The sequence below is a fragment of the Prevotella sp. AM34-19LB genome (genome assembly GCF_003468525.1).
In the GTDB taxonomy this organism is placed as follows: Bacteria; Bacteroidota; Bacteroidia; order Bacteroidales; family Bacteroidaceae; genus Prevotella.
Map to the genome: position 1 here is coordinate 1 of NZ_QSIG01000018.1, position 18,024 is coordinate 18,024.

An 18,024-nucleotide genomic window follows, 5' to 3' on the forward strand; every position below is an offset into this window, starting at 1 on the left:
CCTTCTCAAAACGTTCGTTTGCTGTCATAATTTGTTTGATTTTAAAATGATGGTGCAAAGGTACGAATAAATGAGAAGTCTACAATGGTATAAACGCGGAGCCGCTTACAAATAATATGGGTGAAGAGTGATGAAGAGAGGTGAAGAGTCAGTTCAACTCTTCACCCGCCTAATCATCTAATTTACAGTACCTTATACCATCCCGGTGAAGAGTGAAGAGTAAATTAGAAAATACTATTCTTTTTCCTTGTAGAAAATCTTGTTGGCACCGCTTGTAATCTTCAGCGCCTCAGGATGCTCCTCAATAAAGCTATTGATGTGGCGGATACGCTTCTCCTCCAGGATTTCATCCACGGCAATGAGAATGCCCGTCTCCTCTACATCGCCGAAGCCATAATTGATGGCTGTACCAAAGAGCTTCATGGTAGGACTGAGGTTCATGTAGGCATTCACCAGAGGAGGAATATTGAAACCGAGCTGGCGAATCTCATGATTCAGAATGCGATAGTCGGCACGGAAATCATCTTCCGTGAAGATAGCTGCCATCTCGCTCTCAGGAGTTTCCAACTTCAATGGCTTCATCGGAATCACCAGGTTCTCCTTGTCATCAAAATGCTTCTTGAGGAAGTAGAGAATCATATCGCGGCCACGACGGATGTAAGAAGGATACATCGTCATCTTGCCGAAGAAATACTTTACATCCGGGTAGAGCACGGTGAGGGCGCCCAATCCATCCCATAGATTGTCGAGAGCAAAGATACTCTTGGTATTCTTGCGCACATTCTGATACTCGAGAGAGACGAACGAACGGCCCAGCTCCACAGTATATGGCATGTATTCCTTCAGGAACTTGTCTGAAAAGTGGAACATGTGACTGGTAGCAAGCTTAGGCTGCCCCTTTTCATCAAGTTCCCAATCCTTGCCCAGGAGATAACGGTAGCCACCGATAATCTCGTTAGCATCTGGATTCCAGACAATAAGCTGCTTGTAGCAGTTGTCACCGAAGTCGAATTCGTCAAGGTCCATCGATTTACCCGTTCCACCACCTGCTTCGCGGAAAGCGATTTCACGAAGGCGACCAATTTCCTTCAATACATTTGGCGAATCATTAGCCGTAACGATATAGATTTCGTTATGACTCTTGTTGGTCATACGAAGCTGCTTCTCGGGAGTCAACTCGCTCTTCAGCAGTTCGCGGTCAATCGGTTGGATGATTTCTTCTTCCATAATTCTCTATATAATATCGATAATTATCTTGTTCTATTTCTCTTACTTTTTCTATGATTGCTCACTGTAAAAGGGTTCTCACTAGAGTTCGTAAACCCTGTCCTTCACATACTGTGCCCACTCTGTAGCCGACTTGCTGTGATCGAAAGTCTGCCAGGGAATCGGCTTGCCGATGGCGATGCGGAAATGCTTGCCCACATTCCTGTACATCTCATCCACGAGGAACATCATGGCAAGGTTGAAAGGCAGATGCTTGTCGCTGAACCTGGCGATGCGATAGAACCTTTCGGAGTTCTGACCACCGAAATGGATAGGCACCACATCACGCTGATATTCCACACTCTTGGAGATGAAAGTCTTCTTCCAAGGCAAATCGCGGATGCTGCCATCAGGCTGCTTGCGGCTGTTCAATCCCGCAGGGAACATCAGCATGTGGTTGTCACTCTGGAATCCAGCCTCTACCATGCGAGGGAAGTCACGACTCTGTCTGCCGGTCTTATTGATACCGATGCTCACCGGCTTCAAGCCCGGGAGATTGAGCAGCAGATCGTTTACCAGATAGCGGAACTTACCATTATAATGCGTTCCGATGATGGAGCCGAGGCACACGCCGTCCTGTCCACCCAGCGGATGATTAGACACGAAAGTATAGAGCTTGCCATCATTCTTATCCGGCAAATTCTCCAAGCCTACGATTTCTACATCCATCTTCAGATAGCGCACGCATTCTGTAAGCCACTCCGTACCGGAGAGGTTTCGGCTTTCCCACAAGAACTTGTTCACTTCGTCTTCGTGTATAATCTTTTTTAGCCAAGACACGAGGAATCCGGGAACAAATTTAGCTTTGCTCCCCATCTTGTTCTTCAGTATCTTTTCTATGTCTATCGTTTTCTCTATTGAACCACTCATTTTTAGTAAACCTAATAAGTACGTGCAAAGTTAGTTTTTCTTTTTTAAATATGAGTCATTTTTCCCGAAAAATTATCAATAAAGCTAAAAAATAGTGCATTTTTCCACCTTTTCGGGAGAAATTAAGACAAAAAACATCGTTTTTCGCGAATTACTAGATACCAGCGAATAAAGAGCGTAAAATGAAAAAAATCATTTTTTTGCGCCCGTTTCATAAAATTTGTGGGGAAACATGGAGCTATGTGAGGATTTTTATGTACCTTTGGAGCCGAATTCCTATTAAATAGGTACATACGCGCTGTATATAAGTACATGCACGTGAAAGAAACAAGTTAAAAATAAGTAACTTACAAAAGAAAAAGAATCAAGAAGAATGATTAAGACAGCAGAAACATATCACGTACCCGTGCTCCTCAAAGAGAGCGTTGACGGACTCAACATCCAGCCAGGCGGCATCTATGTAGATGTTACCTTCGGCGGTGGAGGGCATTCCAGGGAAATCATCTCCCGCCTGAGCGAGGGAGCACATCTCTACAGCTTCGACCAGGACGCTGATGCCGAGCGCAACGTGGTGGCAAATCCCAACTTCACCTTCGTATGCTCCAACTTCAGATACCTGAAGAACTGGATGAGATACTATGGCGTAGAGGGACTGGACGGACTACTCGCCGACCTCGGTGTATCGAGTCATCATTTCGACGATGAGACCCGCGGATTCTCCTTCCGCTTTGATTCTCCTCTCGACATGCGCATGAACAAGAGAGCCGGGAAGACTGCTGCCGACATCGTGAACGAATACGAGGAAGAGGCACTTGCCGACATCTTCTATCTCTACGGCGAACTGAAGAATTCCCGCCGTATCGCTTCTGCCCTGGTCAAGGCAAGAGCCGCAAGCCCTATCAAGACCACCAAGGACTTCATGGCTGCCGTGGAACCCCTCTTCAAGCGAGAGCGGGAGAAGAAGGAGATGGCCAAGCTCTTCCAGGCACTGCGCATAGAGGTGAATCATGAGATGGATGCCCTGAAAGAGATGCTCCGCTCTGCCACCGAACTGCTCAAGCCGGGAGGAAGACTCTCGGTGATTACCTATCACTCACTGGAAGACCGCATCGTGAAGAATATGATGAAGGCGGGCAATCCAGAGGGCAAGGTAGAGCAGGACTTCTTCGGAAGAATCGAGACTCCTTTCAAGCTCGTCAACAACAAGGTAATCATACCAGACGCCGATGAGCAGGAGAGAAACCCGAGAAGCCGCAGCGCCAAGTTGAGAATCGCAGAAAAGAAATAGAGTAAATGAGATTATCATGTAACTGCAATCATGTAATGCAATAGAAAATGAAACAAGATAAAGAAAAACCAGAAACAAGCAGCCCGGCTGAAGAGGAGAAGGCACAGGTTTCTGAGCCGGCAAAGACTCAGGAGAAAGCACCGGCTTCTGAAAAGGAGAAGGCGCAGCCGGAAGCTCCCAAACCGGCTCCGCAGGCTTCGCTCAAGGAAGTGATTGCCAAGCAGGCCATTGAGGAGGAAGAATCGGGATCTGCCAGCTTCACACTGCGCAAAATTCTGGGTGGTGACATCCTCACCGCACAAATCATCAGAAAGCAGATATGGCTGTTCATGCTCATCGTGTTTTTCATCATTATCTACATATCCAACCGATACAGCATCCAGAAGGACCTCATCGAATTGGATCAACTGCAAAAAGAGCTGCAAGACACGAAATACAAAGCACTGTCAACCAGCAGTCAGATAACAGAGAAGAGTCGTGAAAGCAATGTGCTCGACATGCTGAAGCACAGCAAGGACAGCACCCTGCACATCGCCACACAACCTCCTTACATCATAAACGTACCAGAAGAATGAGCAAGTTTGAGCATAAGAAAATAATGCCGCGCTACAGTGCCATCGCCATTATCATGACCCTGATTGCCACCGCCATCGTAGGAAAAGCACTCTACATCATGACGGCTAAGCACGACTACTGGATGAAGGTTGCCGAGCGACAGAAGAGAGACTCCGTGACCGTGAAGCCTAACCGAGGCAACATCCTGAGCTGCGCAGGGCAGCTGATGGCGAGTTCACTGCCTGAATTCAAGGTATTCATGGACTTCAAGGCGCTGACCGCAGCCGGCAACGACTCGCTTTGGGATGCCAAGCAGGATTCCATCTGCCAGGGTCTCCACAAGATATTCCCAGAGAAAACAGCAGAGGAATTCAAGCGTCATCTCATAGAGGGACGCGGCAAGAAGAGCCGCCACTGGGCGGTATATGGAAGCCGTATCGACTATAACACCTTTACCGAGGTGAAGGCACTGCCAGTCTTCCGCCTCACTCCCTACAAGAGCGGATTCCACTGGGAGGAATACAATGCCCGCACCCGTACCTACGGTTCGCTGGCAGGAAGAACCATCGGAGCCATGTTTGGTGCCAAGGATACCGCCAGATTCGGACTGGAGCTGAGCTATGACTCCATCCTGCGCGGAACCAACGGTATCGTGCATCGCCGCAAGGTGCGCAACAAGTTCCTCGACATCACCGACACCCCTCCTATCGACGGTGCCGACATCGTTACCACCATCGATGTGAGTATGCAGGATCTTGCCGAGCGCTCACTCATTGAAGAGTTGAAGGAAATCAATGCCAACGTGGGTGTAGCCATCGTGATGGATGTGCCTACCGGCGACATCAAGGCCATCGTAAACATGGAAAAATGCTTCGATGGCGAATACAGAGAGATTCATAACCATGCCGTGAGCGACCTTCTGGAGCCTGGCTCGGTATTCAAGCCAGCCTCGCTGCTCGTAGCGCTCGATGATGGCGTGGTAGATACTACCTATCACGTGGAAACGGGATGTGGTGTCTGGCAGATGTACGGACGAGACATGAAGGACCATAACTGGCGAAAGGGCGGATATGGAATGCTGACCTTCGCAAAGACACTGTGGTACAGTTCAAACATCGGTGTGAGCCGAATCATCGACGACCACTACCGCAACTGTCCGGAGAAATTCGTACAGGGGATCTATCGCACCGGTCTGCACGACGACCTGAAGATTCCGCTGGTGGGAGCTACTCCTGCCCGAATCCGAATGCCACACAGAAACAGCCACGGACAGTATGACAACTGGGCAAAGACCAGCTTGCCATGGATGAGTATCGGATACGAGACGCAGATACCACCAATCTCTACCCTCACCTTCTACAACACCATCGCCAACAACGGTAAGATGATGCGTCCTAGATTCGTGAGCAAGGTGGTGAAGAACGGAGAAACCATCATGGAGTTCCCGCCAGAGGTGATGCGCCCACAGATAGCCAAGCCGCAATCCATCAAGAAGATGCAGACCATCCTGGAACAGGTGGTTAGCCTGGGACTGGGCAAAAAAGCCGGTTCGCCTAACTTCAAGGTTGCCGGAAAGACCGGTACGGCTCAGGTTTCCAAGGGAGCCGGCGGTTACAAGAGCGGCATTACCAACTATCTGGTGAGCTTCGCCGGCTACTTCCCTGCCGACAATCCGCGCTACAGCTGTATCGTCTGCATTCAGAAATCAGGTTTGCCAGCTTCCGGCGGAAGCATGAGTGGTAAGGTATTCCACGATATTGCCGAAGGCATCATGGCACAGAGTCTGAAACTCGACGTGAAGGACGCCAAGGATTCAGCCTCCATCTTCGTTCCGGACGTGAAGAACGGAAACGTGCTGGCTGCCGACTACGTACTCACCCACCTGGGCATCAAGACCAACACCAACTGGAGTGGAAGCTACGTCAACGGTAATCCTATCTGGGGCAAGGCAGAACGCATAGGAAGCAGAAGCATCAAGCTCATCAAGGAGAAGCAATACGGCAAAGGCACCGTGCCGGATATTACAGGCATGGGAGCCAGAGACGCTATCTTCTGCATGGAAAGCAGAGGAATCAGAACCAGGATTCATGGCAGAGGCAAGGTAATCAAGCAGAGTCTCATGCCGGGAACACCGGTCAAGAAGGGTTCCATCTGTATCATCGAATTGAACTAATATATATAATAAGGTGTAAATACATAAAAATATAAATATGAAGTTACAAGAATTACTCAAAAACATCGAGCCGATTCAGATTATCGGCGATGCTGATGTAGAGGTTTCGGGCGTAAACATCGACTCCCGAAAGATTAAGGAAGGTCACTTGTTCGTTGCTATCAAGGGCACTCAGGTTGACGGCCACCAGTTTATTCCAAAGGCATTGACCCTGGGCGCAAAGTCGGTTTTGTGCGAGGATATGCCTGAGGAGAAAATCGAAGGCGTAACTTACATTCAGGTAGCATCTACCGAAGATGCTGTAGGTAAAGTGGCTACACTCTTCTATGGCGACCCATCCAAGAAGCTGAAGTTGGTTGGCGTGACTGGCACCAATGGCAAGACCACCATCGCCACCTTATTATATAATATGTTCCGCAAGTTCGGACATAAGTGCGGTCTGCTCTCCACCGTCTGCAATTACATTGAGGGCGAGGCGATTCCTGCCGACCACACTACCCCAGACCCTATCGAGCTGAACATGCTGCTGGGCAAGATGGTAGAGGCAGGATGCGAATACGCCTTCATGGAGTGCTCTTCTCACGCCATTGCCCAGAAGCGTATCGGCGGTTTGGAGTTCGCCGGCGGACTGTTCACCAATCTCACCCGCGACCATCTCGACTATCACAAGACATTCGAGAACTACCGCAACGCCAAGAAGGCATTCTTCGACGGTCTGCCTAAGACAGCCTTTGCCATCACCAATGCCGACGACAAGAACGGCATGATCATGGTACAGAACACCAAGGCTACCGTGAAGACCTACTCTAGCCGCTCTATGGCAGACTTCAAGGCTAGAATCCTGGAGTGTCACTTCGGCGGCATGTATCTGGAGATAGATGGCAGAGAGGTAGGCGTACAGTTTATCGGAAAATTCAATGTAAGCAATCTGCTTGCCGTATATGGTGCAGCCGTCATGCTCGGCAAGAAGCCTGAGGATGTACTCGTAGTGATGAGTACCCTTCACAGCGTAAACGGGCGACTGGAGCCAGTCCAGTCGCCAGAAGGCTATACAGCCATCGTTGACTATGCACATACACCAGATGCATTGGAGAACGTACTGAATGCCATCCACGAGGTTCTCGACGGCAAGGGCGGCGAAGTGATTACCGTCTGCGGTGCCGGTGGAAACCGAGACAAGGGCAAGCGCCCGTTGATGGCACAAGAGGCAGTCAAGCAGAGCGATAAGGTTATCATCACCAGCGACAATCCTCGCTTCGAAGAGCCACAGGACATCATCAACGACATGCTGGCTGGTCTCAACGCCCAGCAGATGAAGAAGGTGATCAGCATCGTTGACCGCAAGGAAGCAATCCGCACAGCCTGCATGCTGGCCAAGAAGGGCGATGTAATCCTCGTTGCCGGAAAGGGACATGAAGACTACCAGGAGATCAAGGGCGTGAAGCATCACTTCGACGACAAGGAAGTGCTTCGCGAAATCTTCGGTATCAACAAGTAGTATTATCATCTAATAGAAAAAAGAAGAAGAAAAATGTTATACTATCTTTTTAGATTTCTGGAGCAGTGGGGTATCTCAGGTTCCCACATGTGGGGTTACATCTCATTCCGTGCCCTGCTCGCACTGATTTTATCACTCGTCATCTCTGCATGGTTTGGCGAGAAGTTCATCAAGTACCTCAAGAGCAAGCAGATTACCGAGACCCAGCGCGATGCCAGCATCGACCCATTCGGCGTAAAGAAAATCGGTGTCCCATCCATGGGTGGCGTCATCATCATCCTGGCCATCCTCGTACCTGTATTGCTGCTCGGCAGATTGCGCAACATCTATCTGATTCTGATGATCATCACTACCGTATGGCTCGGTTTCCTCGGAGGAATGGATGACTTCATCAAGATTTTCAAGCGCGACAAAGAGGGACTGAAGGGCAAATATAAAATCATAGGACAGGTTGGTATCGGCCTCATCGTAGGTCTGGTGCTCTGGCTTCTCCAGACGTGAAGATGAACGAGAACCTCGCCATCGAACGCCAGGGACAGGAGACAGTGGTAAAGCATCGTGCAGAGGCGCGAAAGTCGCTGAAAACCACCATACCTTTCATCAAGGGGCATAATCTCGACTACTCCAGCATCACCAGTTTCTGTGGTGAGCACAAGGTAGCTGCAGGCTGGATTCTCTTTGTAATCATGACCATCTTCGTGGTTACCGCCGTTTCCAACGGTGCCAATCTCAACGATGGAATGGATGGAATGTGTGCCGGAAACTCCGCCATCATAGGTGTGGCATTAGGCATCCTTGCGTATGTGTCATCGCACATCGAGTTTGCCGCCTACCTCAACATCATGTACATTCCTGGCTCCGAGGAGCTGGTGGTATTCTTCTGTGCCTTTATCGGAGCCCTCATCGGCTTTCTCTGGTACAACGCCTACCCTGCACAGGTGTTCATGGGCGATACCGGTTCGCTCACCATCGGCGGTATCATCGCCGTGGGCGCCATCATCATCCACAAGGAGCTGATGCTGCCTATCCTCTGCGGAATCTTCTTCGTAGAGAGCCTCAGCGTGATGATGCAGGTATATTATTACAAGCTGGGTAAGCGCAGAGGCATCAAGCAGCGCATCTTCAAGCGCACGCCTATCCACGACAACTTCCGTACACAGGACAGCCAGCTGGATCCAGACTGCAAGTATCTGTGGAAGAAGCCTCGCAACTGCTACCACGAATCAAAGATTACCATCCGTTTCTGGATCGTGACCATCATCCTGGCAGCACTCACCATCATCACATTGAAGATAAGATAAAACAAAGGCTCTTATCAGCCTGACAAGATAAAGATACAACAATGAGCAAAATTGTAATTTTAGGAGCTGGCGAAAGTGGCGCAGGTGCTGCCGTGCTGGCGAAAAAAGAGGGATTCGAGGTATTTGTCTCTGACATGTCTAAGATCAAGGACAACTACAAGAAGCTGATGGACGACCACGGCATTGAGTGGGAAGAGGGACATCATACCGAAGAGAAAATCTTAGACGCTGATGAAGTCATCAAGAGCCCGGGCATTCCTAAGGAAGCCCCTATGGTTCAGAAACTGATGGCAAAGGGTACTCCTATCATCAGCGAAATAGAATTTGCCGGCAGATATACAGATGCCAAGATGATCTGCATCACAGGTAGCAATGGCAAGACCACAACTACTTCGCTGATCTATCACATCATCAAGTCGGCTGGATACGATGTAGGACTGGCCGGCAATATCGGCAAGAGTCTGGCGCTGCAGGTGGCAGAAACTCCTCACAAGTACTACGTCATCGAGCTGAGCAGTTTCCAGCTTGACAACATGTACGAATTCCGTGCCAACGTGGCAATCCTGCTCAACATCACCCCCGACCATCTGGACCGCTATGAGTTTAAGATGCAGAACTATACCAATGCTAAGATGCGCATCACACAGAACCAGACTGAGGAAGACAGCTTCATCTTCTGGAACGATGATCCTATCGTGAAGAAGGAACTGGAGAAGTATGACCTCAAGTCACACCTCTGCCCATTCTCAGAATTCAACGAGGAAGGATGCGTGGGCTACATCGAGGACGGCAAGTACAAGCTCAACTTCCCATCAACCTTCGAGATGCCACAGGCAGACATGAGCCTGCGCGGCAAGCACAACATCTACAATAGCCTGGCAGCAGGACTCGCCTGCAACATCGTCGGCATCGACCACGAGACCCTGCACAAGGGCCTCAGCGACTTCCCTGGCGTAGAGCACCGACTGGAGAAGGTGGGTAAATTCAAGGGAGTTTACTACGTAAACGACTCAAAGGCTACCAATGTGGATGCTTGCTGGTACGCTCTGGAGAGCATGACAACCCCTACCATCCTCATCATCGGTGGTAAGGACAAGGGCAACGATTACAACCAGATCAAGGACCTGGTAAAGGAGAAGTGTGCAGGTATCGTATATCTCGGAGCCGACAACCAGAAGCTGCACGACAACTTCGACGCCCTGGACATTCCTGTTCGCGACACTCACAGCATGAAAGACTGCGTGGCTGCCTGCCAGGAGCTGGCCAAGCCAGGCGACACCGTATTGCTGAGCCCATGCTGCGCCAGCTTCGACCTCTTCAAGAACATGGAGGATCGCGGCGAGCAGTTCAAGGCACTGGCAAGAGCCATCGGTGAATAACTTTTCATTTGGCAAGAACTTAAGTGATAATAATTTTAGAGATAGGACAGTTAAGAAATGAACAATAAGACCATAGGCAACATATTCAAGGGAGACAAGGTCATCTGGATGGTCTTCTTCTTTCTCTGTATGATAAGCATCATAGAGGTGTATTCCGCCTCTAGCTCCTTGTCGTACAAGAGTGGTAACTATATGGCGCCGGTAATACGCCATATAGGCCTCCTTTTTCTAGGCTTAGGCACCATGATATGTATGCTCAAGGTTAAGTGCAAGTACTTCAAGATCGTCACTCCTTTTGTGATATTTCCATCTCTGGGCTTACTTATCTGGGTTTTGATAGCGGGACAATCCACCAATGGCGCATCCCGCTGGGTTAACCTGGTGGGCATCCAGTTTCAGCCTTCGGAAATAGCCAAGGGAGCGGTGGTGCTGGTAGTGGCACAGATTCTCAGTGCGATGCAGACGCTGAATGGTGCAGAACGGAGAGCCTTCAAGTATGTCTTGACGGCCTGCTGCCCGTTTATCTTTCTCATCGGACTTGAGAACTTATCCACTGCCATGCTTCTGTGCATCACCATCTTATGCATGATGATCATCGGAAGAGTACCTATGAGCCAGATAGGCAAACTCGTGGGCAGCGTCTTGATATTTATCTGCGTTGTCTTCGCCGGCGTCATGATCGTGGGTGAAGACAAGGAAAACGGAGGAAACAAGCCGGAAAATACGCTCACAGAGAACATCAACGAGAAGGAAGAAGCACCAGGTATGGCAGAGAAGATGTTCCACCGAGCAGATACCTGGAAAGCACGTATCGACAAGTTTATCAATTCCAAGCCAGTGGCTCCGGAAGACGTGGACCTGGATAAGGATGCGCAGGTGGCCCATGCCAACATCGCCATCGCCTCATCGAATATCGTGGGAAAGGGACCGGGAAACTCCGTAGAACGAGATTTCCTATCCCAGGCTTTCTCCGACTTCATCTACGCCATCATCATCGAGGAAATGGGACTGTGGGGTGCCTTCTTTGTGGCATTCCTCTACATCATTCTGCTCTTCAGAGCCGGACGAATCGCCAACCGGTGTGAGAACACATTCCCAGCATTCCTGTGCATGGGACTTGCCATCATGCTGGTTATCCAGGCACTGTTCAACATGGCTGTAGCTGTAGGCTTGGCACCGGTTACTGGTCAGCCACTTCCGCTCATCAGCCGAGGTGGAACCTCAACCATCATCAACTGTCTCTACCTGGGCATCATCTTAAGCATCAGTAGAACCGCAAAAAAGAAAGATTTGCCTCAAAACGAAGCAAATTTTGACAAATTTGCTGCTGCATAACAAAAGAGTATCATAAATAAGGTAAAAAATGCCATTAAATGGATTTTTTTGCTTACCTTTGCGTGAAAATTGTTGACCCTCGGGTCGTAAACAAGAATGGATTATGAATAATGAACTGAGAATTATCATAAGTGGAGGCGGTACAGGCGGTCATATATTCCCTGCCGTATCCATCGCAAACGCCATCAAGGCAAAGCGCCCTGATGCCAAAATATTGTTTGTTGGAGCACTCGGCAGAATGGAAATGCAGCGTGTTCCTGCAGCGGGTTATGAAATCAAAGGATTGCCTATCTGCGGTTTCGACAGAAAGCATCTGCTCAAGAACATCGCTGTTCTCTTCAAGATCTGGAAGAGCCAGCACATGGCCAAGAGCATCATCAAGAATTTCAAGCCAATGGCTGCTGTAGGTGTGGGCGGATACGCCAGCGGTCCTACACTCAACGTTTGCGCTAGCAAAGGTATTCCATGCCTCATCCAGGAACAGAACTCATACGCAGGTGTGACCAACAAGCTCCTGGCAAAGAAGGCTGAAAAGATATGCGTGGCTTACGAAGGAATGGAACGTTTCTTCCCAGCCGACAAAATCATCATGACGGGAAACCCAGTACGACAGAACGTATTGGAGACTACCCTCACCAAGGAAGAGGCACGAAAGCAGTTCGGTCTCGACCCTGACAAGAAAACCATCCTGCTCGTGGGCGGAAGCTCGGTGCAAGAACCATCAACGAGAGCGTGCTTCAGCACCTCGACCTCGTGAAGGAAAGCGGCGTGCAGTTTATCTGGCAGACAGGTAAGTACTACAACGCAGCCATCATGGAGCAACTCAAGGGCAAGGAACTGCCAAAGCTCAAGGTTACCGACTTCATCAGCGACATGGGCGCAGCCTACAAGGCTGCCGACCTCGTGATCAGCCGTGCCGGAGCCAGCAGTATCAGTGAGTTCTGCCTCATCGGAAAGCCTGTCATCCTCGTCCCAAGCCCTAACGTGGCAGAAGACCATCAGACCAAGAATGCCATGGCACTGGTAAACAAGGATGCAGCCATCTACGTGAAAGATGCTGATGCGCCAAACGAATTGCTCCAGAAAGCCATCAACACTGTCAAGAACGAGGATAAGCTCAACTCACTCTGTGAGAACATCAAGAAATTAGGATTAAAAAACTCAGCCGACGTCATCGCCGACGAAGTAATCAAATTAGCAACAAGATAATGGAAATTAAGGATATTAAAGCAGTTTATTTTGTAGGTGCAGGCGGCATCGGTATGAGCGCCATCGCCAGATACTTCCTCAGCAAGAAGTTGGTTGTAGCCGGATACGACAAGACTCCTTCCAATCTCACTCACGAGTTGGAGAAAGAAGGAATGCTCATCCACTACGAAGAGAATGTAGATCTCATCCCTGAGGCTTGCAAGGATGCCAAGAACACGCTGGTTGTCTATACACCAGCCATCCCTGCTGAGCACAAGGAGCTGGTTTACTTCCGCGAGAATGGATTCACCATCGAGAAGCGTGCACAGGTTCTGGGTACCCTGACCCGCACCCACAAGGGACTGTGCGTGGCAGGTACACACGGCAAGACTTCTACTTCTACCATGTGTGCCCACATTATGCACCAGAGCCATCTCGACTGCAATGCCTTCCTCGGAGGAATCTCCAAGAACTATGGCACCAACTACATTCTCTCAGACAAGAGCGACTTCGTAGTCATCGAAGCAGATGAGTTTGACCGCAGTTTCCACTGGTTGCGCCCATGGATGAGCGTCATTACATCTACAGATCCTGATCACCTCGACATCTACGGTACCAAGGAGGCTTATCTCGAAAGCTTCCGTCACTATACAGAATTGATCCAGCCGGGCGGTGCGCTCATCATCCACAAAGACCTGGAGATGAAGCAGCACGTTCAGGACGGTGTCAAGATATACGAATACAGCCAGGAGGAAGGCGACTTCCACGCTGAGAACATCAAGATAGAGAATGGCGGAATCACATTCGACTTCATCTCTCCTATCGAAAACGTTACAGGCGTAGAACTCGGACAGCCAGTGCCAATCAACATCACAAATGGTGTGGCAGCAATGGCAATGGCGCAGCTGAATGGTTGTACCGCCGATGAGCTTCGCAACGGAATGAAGACATACGGAGGCGTGGATCGCCGCTTCGACTTCAAGATCAAGAACGACAAGCTCGTATTCCTTTCCGACTACGCTCATCACCCAAAAGAGATTTACCAGAGTGCAAAGAGTATTCGTGAGCTTTACAAAGATCGCAAGATTACAGCCATCTTCCAGCCTCACCTCTACACCCGCACCCGTGACTTCTACAAGGACTTTGCCAACAGCCTGAGCCTCCTCGATGAAGTCATCCTCTGCGATATCTATCCTGCTCGCGAGCAGCCTATCCCAGGAGTTACCTCCAAGCTCATCTACGACAACCTGAAACCAGGCGTAGAGAAGAGCATGATTCACAAGGAAGACGTACTCGACCTGGTGAAGAACCGTGACTTCGACGTACTCGTCATTTTGGGAGCTGGCGATCTGGACAACTACGTTCCAGAGATCACAAAGATTCTAGAATCAAAATAAGCCCCCGGAGATAGGGGCTTATGCAAACAAGAAGAAAGTAATCAATGCATATCAATTGGCAGAAAACCCTACTCATCACCCTGGATGTTGCACTGGCAACCTATCTGGGATTCGCTTTCACCAAGTTTAACAAACCTGATGAAAAGGGAATGCTATGCACCAAGGTGAATATCAACATTGAGGATGAGATGACCAACGGCTTTCTGAATGCAAAGGAAATCAAGAAGAGACTGGAGATAAAAAAGCTCTATCCCCTGGAGAAACCGCTGAACGGCGTGAACGCCAGGAAGATAGAGGAAACCTTAAAGACCAGTCCCTTCGTGAAGACCGCAGAATGCTACAAGACGCAAGACGGACTGGTGGATATCTACCTCACCCAGCGTATGCCAATTGTGAGAATCAAGAGCATCAACAACGAGGACTACTATATAGATGATCATTATCAGGTAATGCCCAATACCAACTATACGAGCGATATCATCATCGCCACAGGCAACATCAACAAATGGTTTGCCCAGAAATACATATCGCTGGTAAGCAAGACCCTGATGAAGAACAATCTTTGGAGAAATCAGATAGAGCAGATCAACGTACTGCCCGACAGGGGCATTGAACTGGTGCCACGAGTAGGAAACCACATTATATATATAGGTAACCTGCCGGAAAGCAATATTATCAGCAAAAGAGAGCAAGATGTAGAAGACTTCATCAACAGGAAGATGGACCGTCTGGAAAAGTTCTACAAATATGGTCTCTCTCAAGCTGGCTGGAACAAATACTCATACATCAACATCGAGTTTGACAACCAGATTATTTGCACAAAGCATCATAACAGCTAATTTTATAATTGAAACAGAAAAAGATAATATATAAAGACTATGCCAAAGGAATTTATTGTAGCTATCGAGCTTGGCTCATCTAAGATGACAGGTATAGCTGGTCAGAAGAATTTAGACGGCAGCATCACCGTGCTGGCTACCGTCGAGGAAAACTCGTCTTCTTGTATCAGAAAGGGTGTTATCTATAACATCGACAAAACATGCCAGTGCCTCACTAGCATCATCAAGAAGTTGAAGAACTTCCTCAAACAAGATATTACCCAGGTTTATGTGGGTGTAGGAGGCAGATCTATCAGAAGCCTCAAGAACGTCATCGTGAAAGATCTGCCAGGCGCATCTATCATCTCGCAGGATATGATTAATGAGCTGATGGACATCAACCGCAACATGACTTATCCAGATCAAGAAATTCTTGACGCTGCAACACAGGAATACAAGATAGACAACCAGTACCAGATTGACCCTGTAGGCATACAGTGCAGCCATCTGGAGGGTATCTTCCTGAATATCCTTTGGCGCAAGAACTTCTATAACAATATCAATACCTGCTTCGAGAATGCAAATATCTCGATTGCAGAGATGTATCTCGCACCATTGGCTATGGCAGACAGTGTACTGACCGACTCTGAGAAGAGAGCCGGATGTATGCTCGTTGACTTGGGTGCTGATACCACTACCGTATCCGTTTACTACAAGGGTATCCTGCGCCATCTCTCTGTCATCCCATTGGGTGGAAACAACATCACCAAGGACTTGACTTGCCTCCAGCTCGAGGAAGCTGATGCTGAAAAAATGAAGCTGAAATATGCAAAGGCTTACACCGATATCAGCAATATCGACCCAACACTCAACTACTCAGTTGACAAGGACAGAACCATAGAGAGCAAGAAGTTTATCGAGATTGTAGAGGCTCGCATAGAGGAAATCGTAGAAAATGCCTGGTTCCAAGTACCTGTAGAATTCTCTGACAAGCTGATGGGAGGTATCATCCTCACCGGTGGTGGAAGCAATATGCCAGAAATCGAAAAGGTATTCAAGACCCATACCCATATCGACAAGGTACGCATTGCGAAGTTTGTTACCCAGACTGTCAACTCAAAGGATCCTAAGATCACCAATCATACAGGTATGATGAATACCGTATTGGGACTCCTGGCTAAGGGAGACATGAACTGCGCAGGCAGCGAATTCAACAACGATCTCTTCGACAACCTCGACAACCGTCCTACAACAGGAACAGGTACAGAGACCCACAAGACTCCTCGCAACCCGAACGAGACTGTAGGCACCGGCGTGGTATTGACTGCAGCAGAAAAGCAGAAGGCAGAAGAAGAGGCTCGCCGCAAGAGAGAACAGGAAGAGGAAGAGGCAAGACTCCTGGCAGAAAAGGAAGCCGAGGAAGAAGCAAAACGCAGAAAAGAGAACAGCCTCGTTCACAAGTTTATGAGAGGATTCAAGAAATTTGTGAAGGATACCATCTCTGAGGAAGAATAATATAATCATATTTTAGAATAGACTATTATGCTAGATAACACAAATACTCCACATATTCTGGACTTTGGAGAGCCAGAAAAGGAAAACAGCATCATCAAGGTGATTGGTGTAGGTGGTGGCGGTGGTAACGCTGTCAACCACATGTACCGTGAAGGCATCCACGACGTAAGCTTCGTATTGTGTAACACTGATAATCAGGCACTCAACGATTCTCCTGTACCAGTACATCTGCAGTTGGGTAAGGAAGGTCTGGGAGCCGGCAACAAGCCTGCCAAGGCTCGCCAGGCTGCCGAGGAAACCCTGGAAGAGATCAAGCATATGCTGAACGACGGCACCAAGATGGCTTTCATCACTGCCGGAATGGGTGGTGGTACAGGAACCGGTGCTGCGCCTGTCATCGCAAGAGTGAGCAAGGAACTCGGAATCCTTACCGTTGGTATCGTAACCATTCCTTTCCGCTTCGAAGGTCCTAAGAAGATTGACCAGGCACTGGATGGTGTAGAAGAAATGTCTAAGCACGTAGATGCCCTGCTGGTTATCAATAACGAGCGTCTCCGCCAGATTTATCCAGACCTCGCAGTACTCGATGCCTTCGGAAAGGCAGACGACACCTTGAGCGTTGCAGCAAAGAGTATCGCTGAGATCATCACCGTTCACGGACTCATCAACCTCGACTTCAACGACGTGAAGACCGTATTAAAGGATGGTGCGTTGCCATCATGAGTACAGGCTACGGTGAGGGTGAAGGTCGTGTCAAGAAGGCGATTGAGGATGCATTGAACTCACCATTGCTCAACGACAACGATGTATTCAACTCCAAGAAGATCTTGCTGAGCATTGCTTTCGCCAGCGAGAAGAAGGACAATCCTGGTTTGACCATGGATGAGATGAACGATGTAAACGACTTCATGGAGAAGTTCGGAGACGACTTCGAGTTGAAGTGGGGACTCGCCATCGACCCAGAGTTGGGCAGCCGTGTCAAGGTTACCGTATTGGCAACAGGTTTCGGTCTCGAAGACGTAGAGGGAATGAACCGCCATATGAAGAAGCATACTGAAGAGGAAGCTCGCCGTATCGCAGAAGAGGAAGAGACAAGAGCTGAGCGTCAGAACAGACGCGAGCGCTACTATGGCTCAGACGGCAACTCTACCCAGTATAAGCGTCATCCACACATCTTCCTGTTCCGTCCAGAGGATCTCGACAATGAGGATGTAATCCTTCAGGTAGAGAATACACCAACCTTCAAGCGTACCCGTCAGACTCTCGAAGACATCCGCAATCTGGCTTCTGGCAATTCAGAAACAGAAGAGTCTAAGAAGAAAGACGATAACGACACAGTACAGGGAGTCATCAGCTTCGCCTAAACTAGCAGGCAAAGCTGTAGTTCAAAAGGAGACCATTCATCTGGAGAACAAATCCAGAAGAAAACCGTTCATCTAGA

The 18,024-nt window shown here is 48.9% G+C and carries 11 protein-coding genes and 3 pseudogenes; 12 read left to right on the forward strand and 2 right to left on the reverse strand.

Annotated features, from left to right (window positions below; all coding sequences use genetic code 11):
- Nucleotides 1-234: 234 nt before the first annotated feature.
- Both DW830_RS07195 and DW830_RS07200 read right to left on the reverse strand, forming a co-directional pair.
- Nucleotides 235-1,227, reverse strand: coding sequence for a GNAT family N-acetyltransferase (locus tag DW830_RS07195; RefSeq protein WP_089544077.1), 993 nt, complete (start codon nt 1,225-1,227; stop codon nt 235-237).
- Between the two features lie 81 nt (nt 1,228-1,308).
- The gene (locus DW830_RS07200) at nt 1,309-2,136 is read right to left on the reverse strand and encodes a glycerol acyltransferase (protein WP_119249407.1); all 828 of its coding nucleotides are present in this window, start codon (nt 2,134-2,136) and stop codon (nt 1,309-1,311) included.
- A gap of 373 nt (nt 2,137-2,509) precedes the next feature.
- On the opposite strand from DW830_RS07200, the gene rsmH reads away from it, so the two are divergent.
- The 12 genes and pseudogenes from rsmH to ftsZ all read left to right on the forward strand — a co-directional run bounded on the left by rsmH (nt 2,510) and on the right by ftsZ (nt 17,947).
- On the forward strand, nt 2,510-3,424 hold the full coding sequence (gene rsmH / locus DW830_RS07205; protein WP_089544079.1) for a 16S rRNA (cytosine(1402)-N(4))-methyltransferase RsmH: 915 nt from the start codon (nt 2,510-2,512) through the stop codon (nt 3,422-3,424).
- A gap of 47 nt (nt 3,425-3,471) precedes the next feature.
- Entirely contained in the window at nt 3,472-3,999 is a 528-nt protein-coding gene (locus DW830_RS07210) for an FtsL-like putative cell division protein (RefSeq protein WP_233544420.1), read from the forward strand.
- Nucleotides 3,996-6,152: a penicillin-binding protein gene (locus tag DW830_RS07215; protein WP_119249408.1), complete on the forward strand. Its 2,157-nt coding sequence runs from the start codon at nt 3,996-3,998 to the stop codon at nt 6,150-6,152. The genes DW830_RS07210 and DW830_RS07215 overlap by 4 nt, the downstream gene beginning before the upstream one ends.
- Before the next feature lie 37 nt (nt 6,153-6,189).
- Entirely contained in the window at nt 6,190-7,650 is a 1,461-nt protein-coding gene (locus DW830_RS07220) for a UDP-N-acetylmuramoyl-L-alanyl-D-glutamate--2,6-diaminopimelate ligase (protein WP_119249409.1), read from the forward strand.
- A 33-nt stretch (nt 7,651-7,683) separates the two neighbouring features.
- A pseudogene (gene mraY, locus DW830_RS07225) lies at nt 7,684-8,951 on the forward strand (phospho-N-acetylmuramoyl-pentapeptide-transferase).
- A gap of 41 nt (nt 8,952-8,992) precedes the next feature.
- Entirely contained in the window at nt 8,993-10,330 is a 1,338-nt protein-coding gene (gene murD / locus DW830_RS07230) for a UDP-N-acetylmuramoyl-L-alanine--D-glutamate ligase (RefSeq protein WP_119249410.1), read from the forward strand.
- Nucleotides 10,331-10,387: 57 nt separating this feature from the next.
- On the forward strand, nt 10,388-11,665 hold the full coding sequence (locus DW830_RS07235; RefSeq protein ID WP_119249411.1) for an FtsW/RodA/SpoVE family cell cycle protein: 1,278 nt from the start codon (nt 10,388-10,390) through the stop codon (nt 11,663-11,665).
- A 103-nt stretch (nt 11,666-11,768) separates the two neighbouring features.
- A pseudogene (gene murG / locus DW830_RS07240) lies at nt 11,769-12,874 on the forward strand (undecaprenyldiphospho-muramoylpentapeptide beta-N-acetylglucosaminyltransferase).
- Nucleotides 12,874-14,250, forward strand: coding sequence for a UDP-N-acetylmuramate--L-alanine ligase (gene murC, locus DW830_RS07245; protein WP_119249412.1), 1,377 nt, complete (start codon nt 12,874-12,876; stop codon nt 14,248-14,250). The pseudogene murG and the gene murC overlap by 1 nt, the downstream one beginning before the upstream one ends.
- A gap of 44 nt (nt 14,251-14,294) precedes the next feature.
- The gene (locus DW830_RS07250) at nt 14,295-15,089 is read left to right on the forward strand and encodes a cell division protein FtsQ (RefSeq protein ID WP_119249413.1); all 795 of its coding nucleotides are present in this window, start codon (nt 14,295-14,297) and stop codon (nt 15,087-15,089) included.
- Between the two features lie 39 nt (nt 15,090-15,128).
- The gene (gene ftsA, locus DW830_RS07255) at nt 15,129-16,583 is read left to right on the forward strand and encodes a cell division protein FtsA (protein WP_119249414.1); all 1,455 of its coding nucleotides are present in this window, start codon (nt 15,129-15,131) and stop codon (nt 16,581-16,583) included.
- A gap of 27 nt (nt 16,584-16,610) precedes the next feature.
- Nucleotides 16,611-17,947 (forward strand): annotated as a pseudogene (gene ftsZ / locus DW830_RS07260) (cell division protein FtsZ).
- The last annotated feature ends 77 nt before the right edge of the window (nt 17,948-18,024 follow it).

Excerpts from the sequence above, each read along its gene's own strand:
- DW830_RS07215 (WP_119249408.1), top strand. The coding sequence starts at position 3,996 with ATGAGCAAGTTTGAGCATAAGAAAATAATGCCGCGCTACAGTGCCATC.
- DW830_RS07200 (WP_119249407.1), bottom strand. The coding sequence starts at position 2,136 with ATGAGTGGTTCAATAGAGAAAACGATAGACATAGAAAAGATACTGAAG.
- murD (WP_119249410.1), top strand. The coding sequence starts at position 8,993 with ATGAGCAAAATTGTAATTTTAGGAGCTGGCGAAAGTGGCGCAGGTGCT.
- DW830_RS07250 (WP_119249413.1), top strand. The coding sequence starts at position 14,295 with ATGCATATCAATTGGCAGAAAACCCTACTCATCACCCTGGATGTTGCA.
- DW830_RS07235 (WP_119249411.1), top strand. The coding sequence starts at position 10,388 with ATGAACAATAAGACCATAGGCAACATATTCAAGGGAGACAAGGTCATC.
- DW830_RS07210 (WP_233544420.1), top strand. The coding sequence starts at position 3,472 with ATGAAACAAGATAAAGAAAAACCAGAAACAAGCAGCCCGGCTGAAGAG.
- ftsA (WP_119249414.1), top strand. The coding sequence starts at position 15,129 with ATGCCAAAGGAATTTATTGTAGCTATCGAGCTTGGCTCATCTAAGATG.
- rsmH (WP_089544079.1), top strand. The coding sequence starts at position 2,510 with ATGATTAAGACAGCAGAAACATATCACGTACCCGTGCTCCTCAAAGAG.
- DW830_RS07195 (WP_089544077.1), bottom strand. The coding sequence starts at position 1,227 with ATGGAAGAAGAAATCATCCAACCGATTGACCGCGAACTGCTGAAGAGC.
- DW830_RS07220 (WP_119249409.1), top strand. The coding sequence starts at position 6,190 with ATGAAGTTACAAGAATTACTCAAAAACATCGAGCCGATTCAGATTATC.
- murC (WP_119249412.1), top strand. The coding sequence starts at position 12,874 with ATGGAAATTAAGGATATTAAAGCAGTTTATTTTGTAGGTGCAGGCGGC.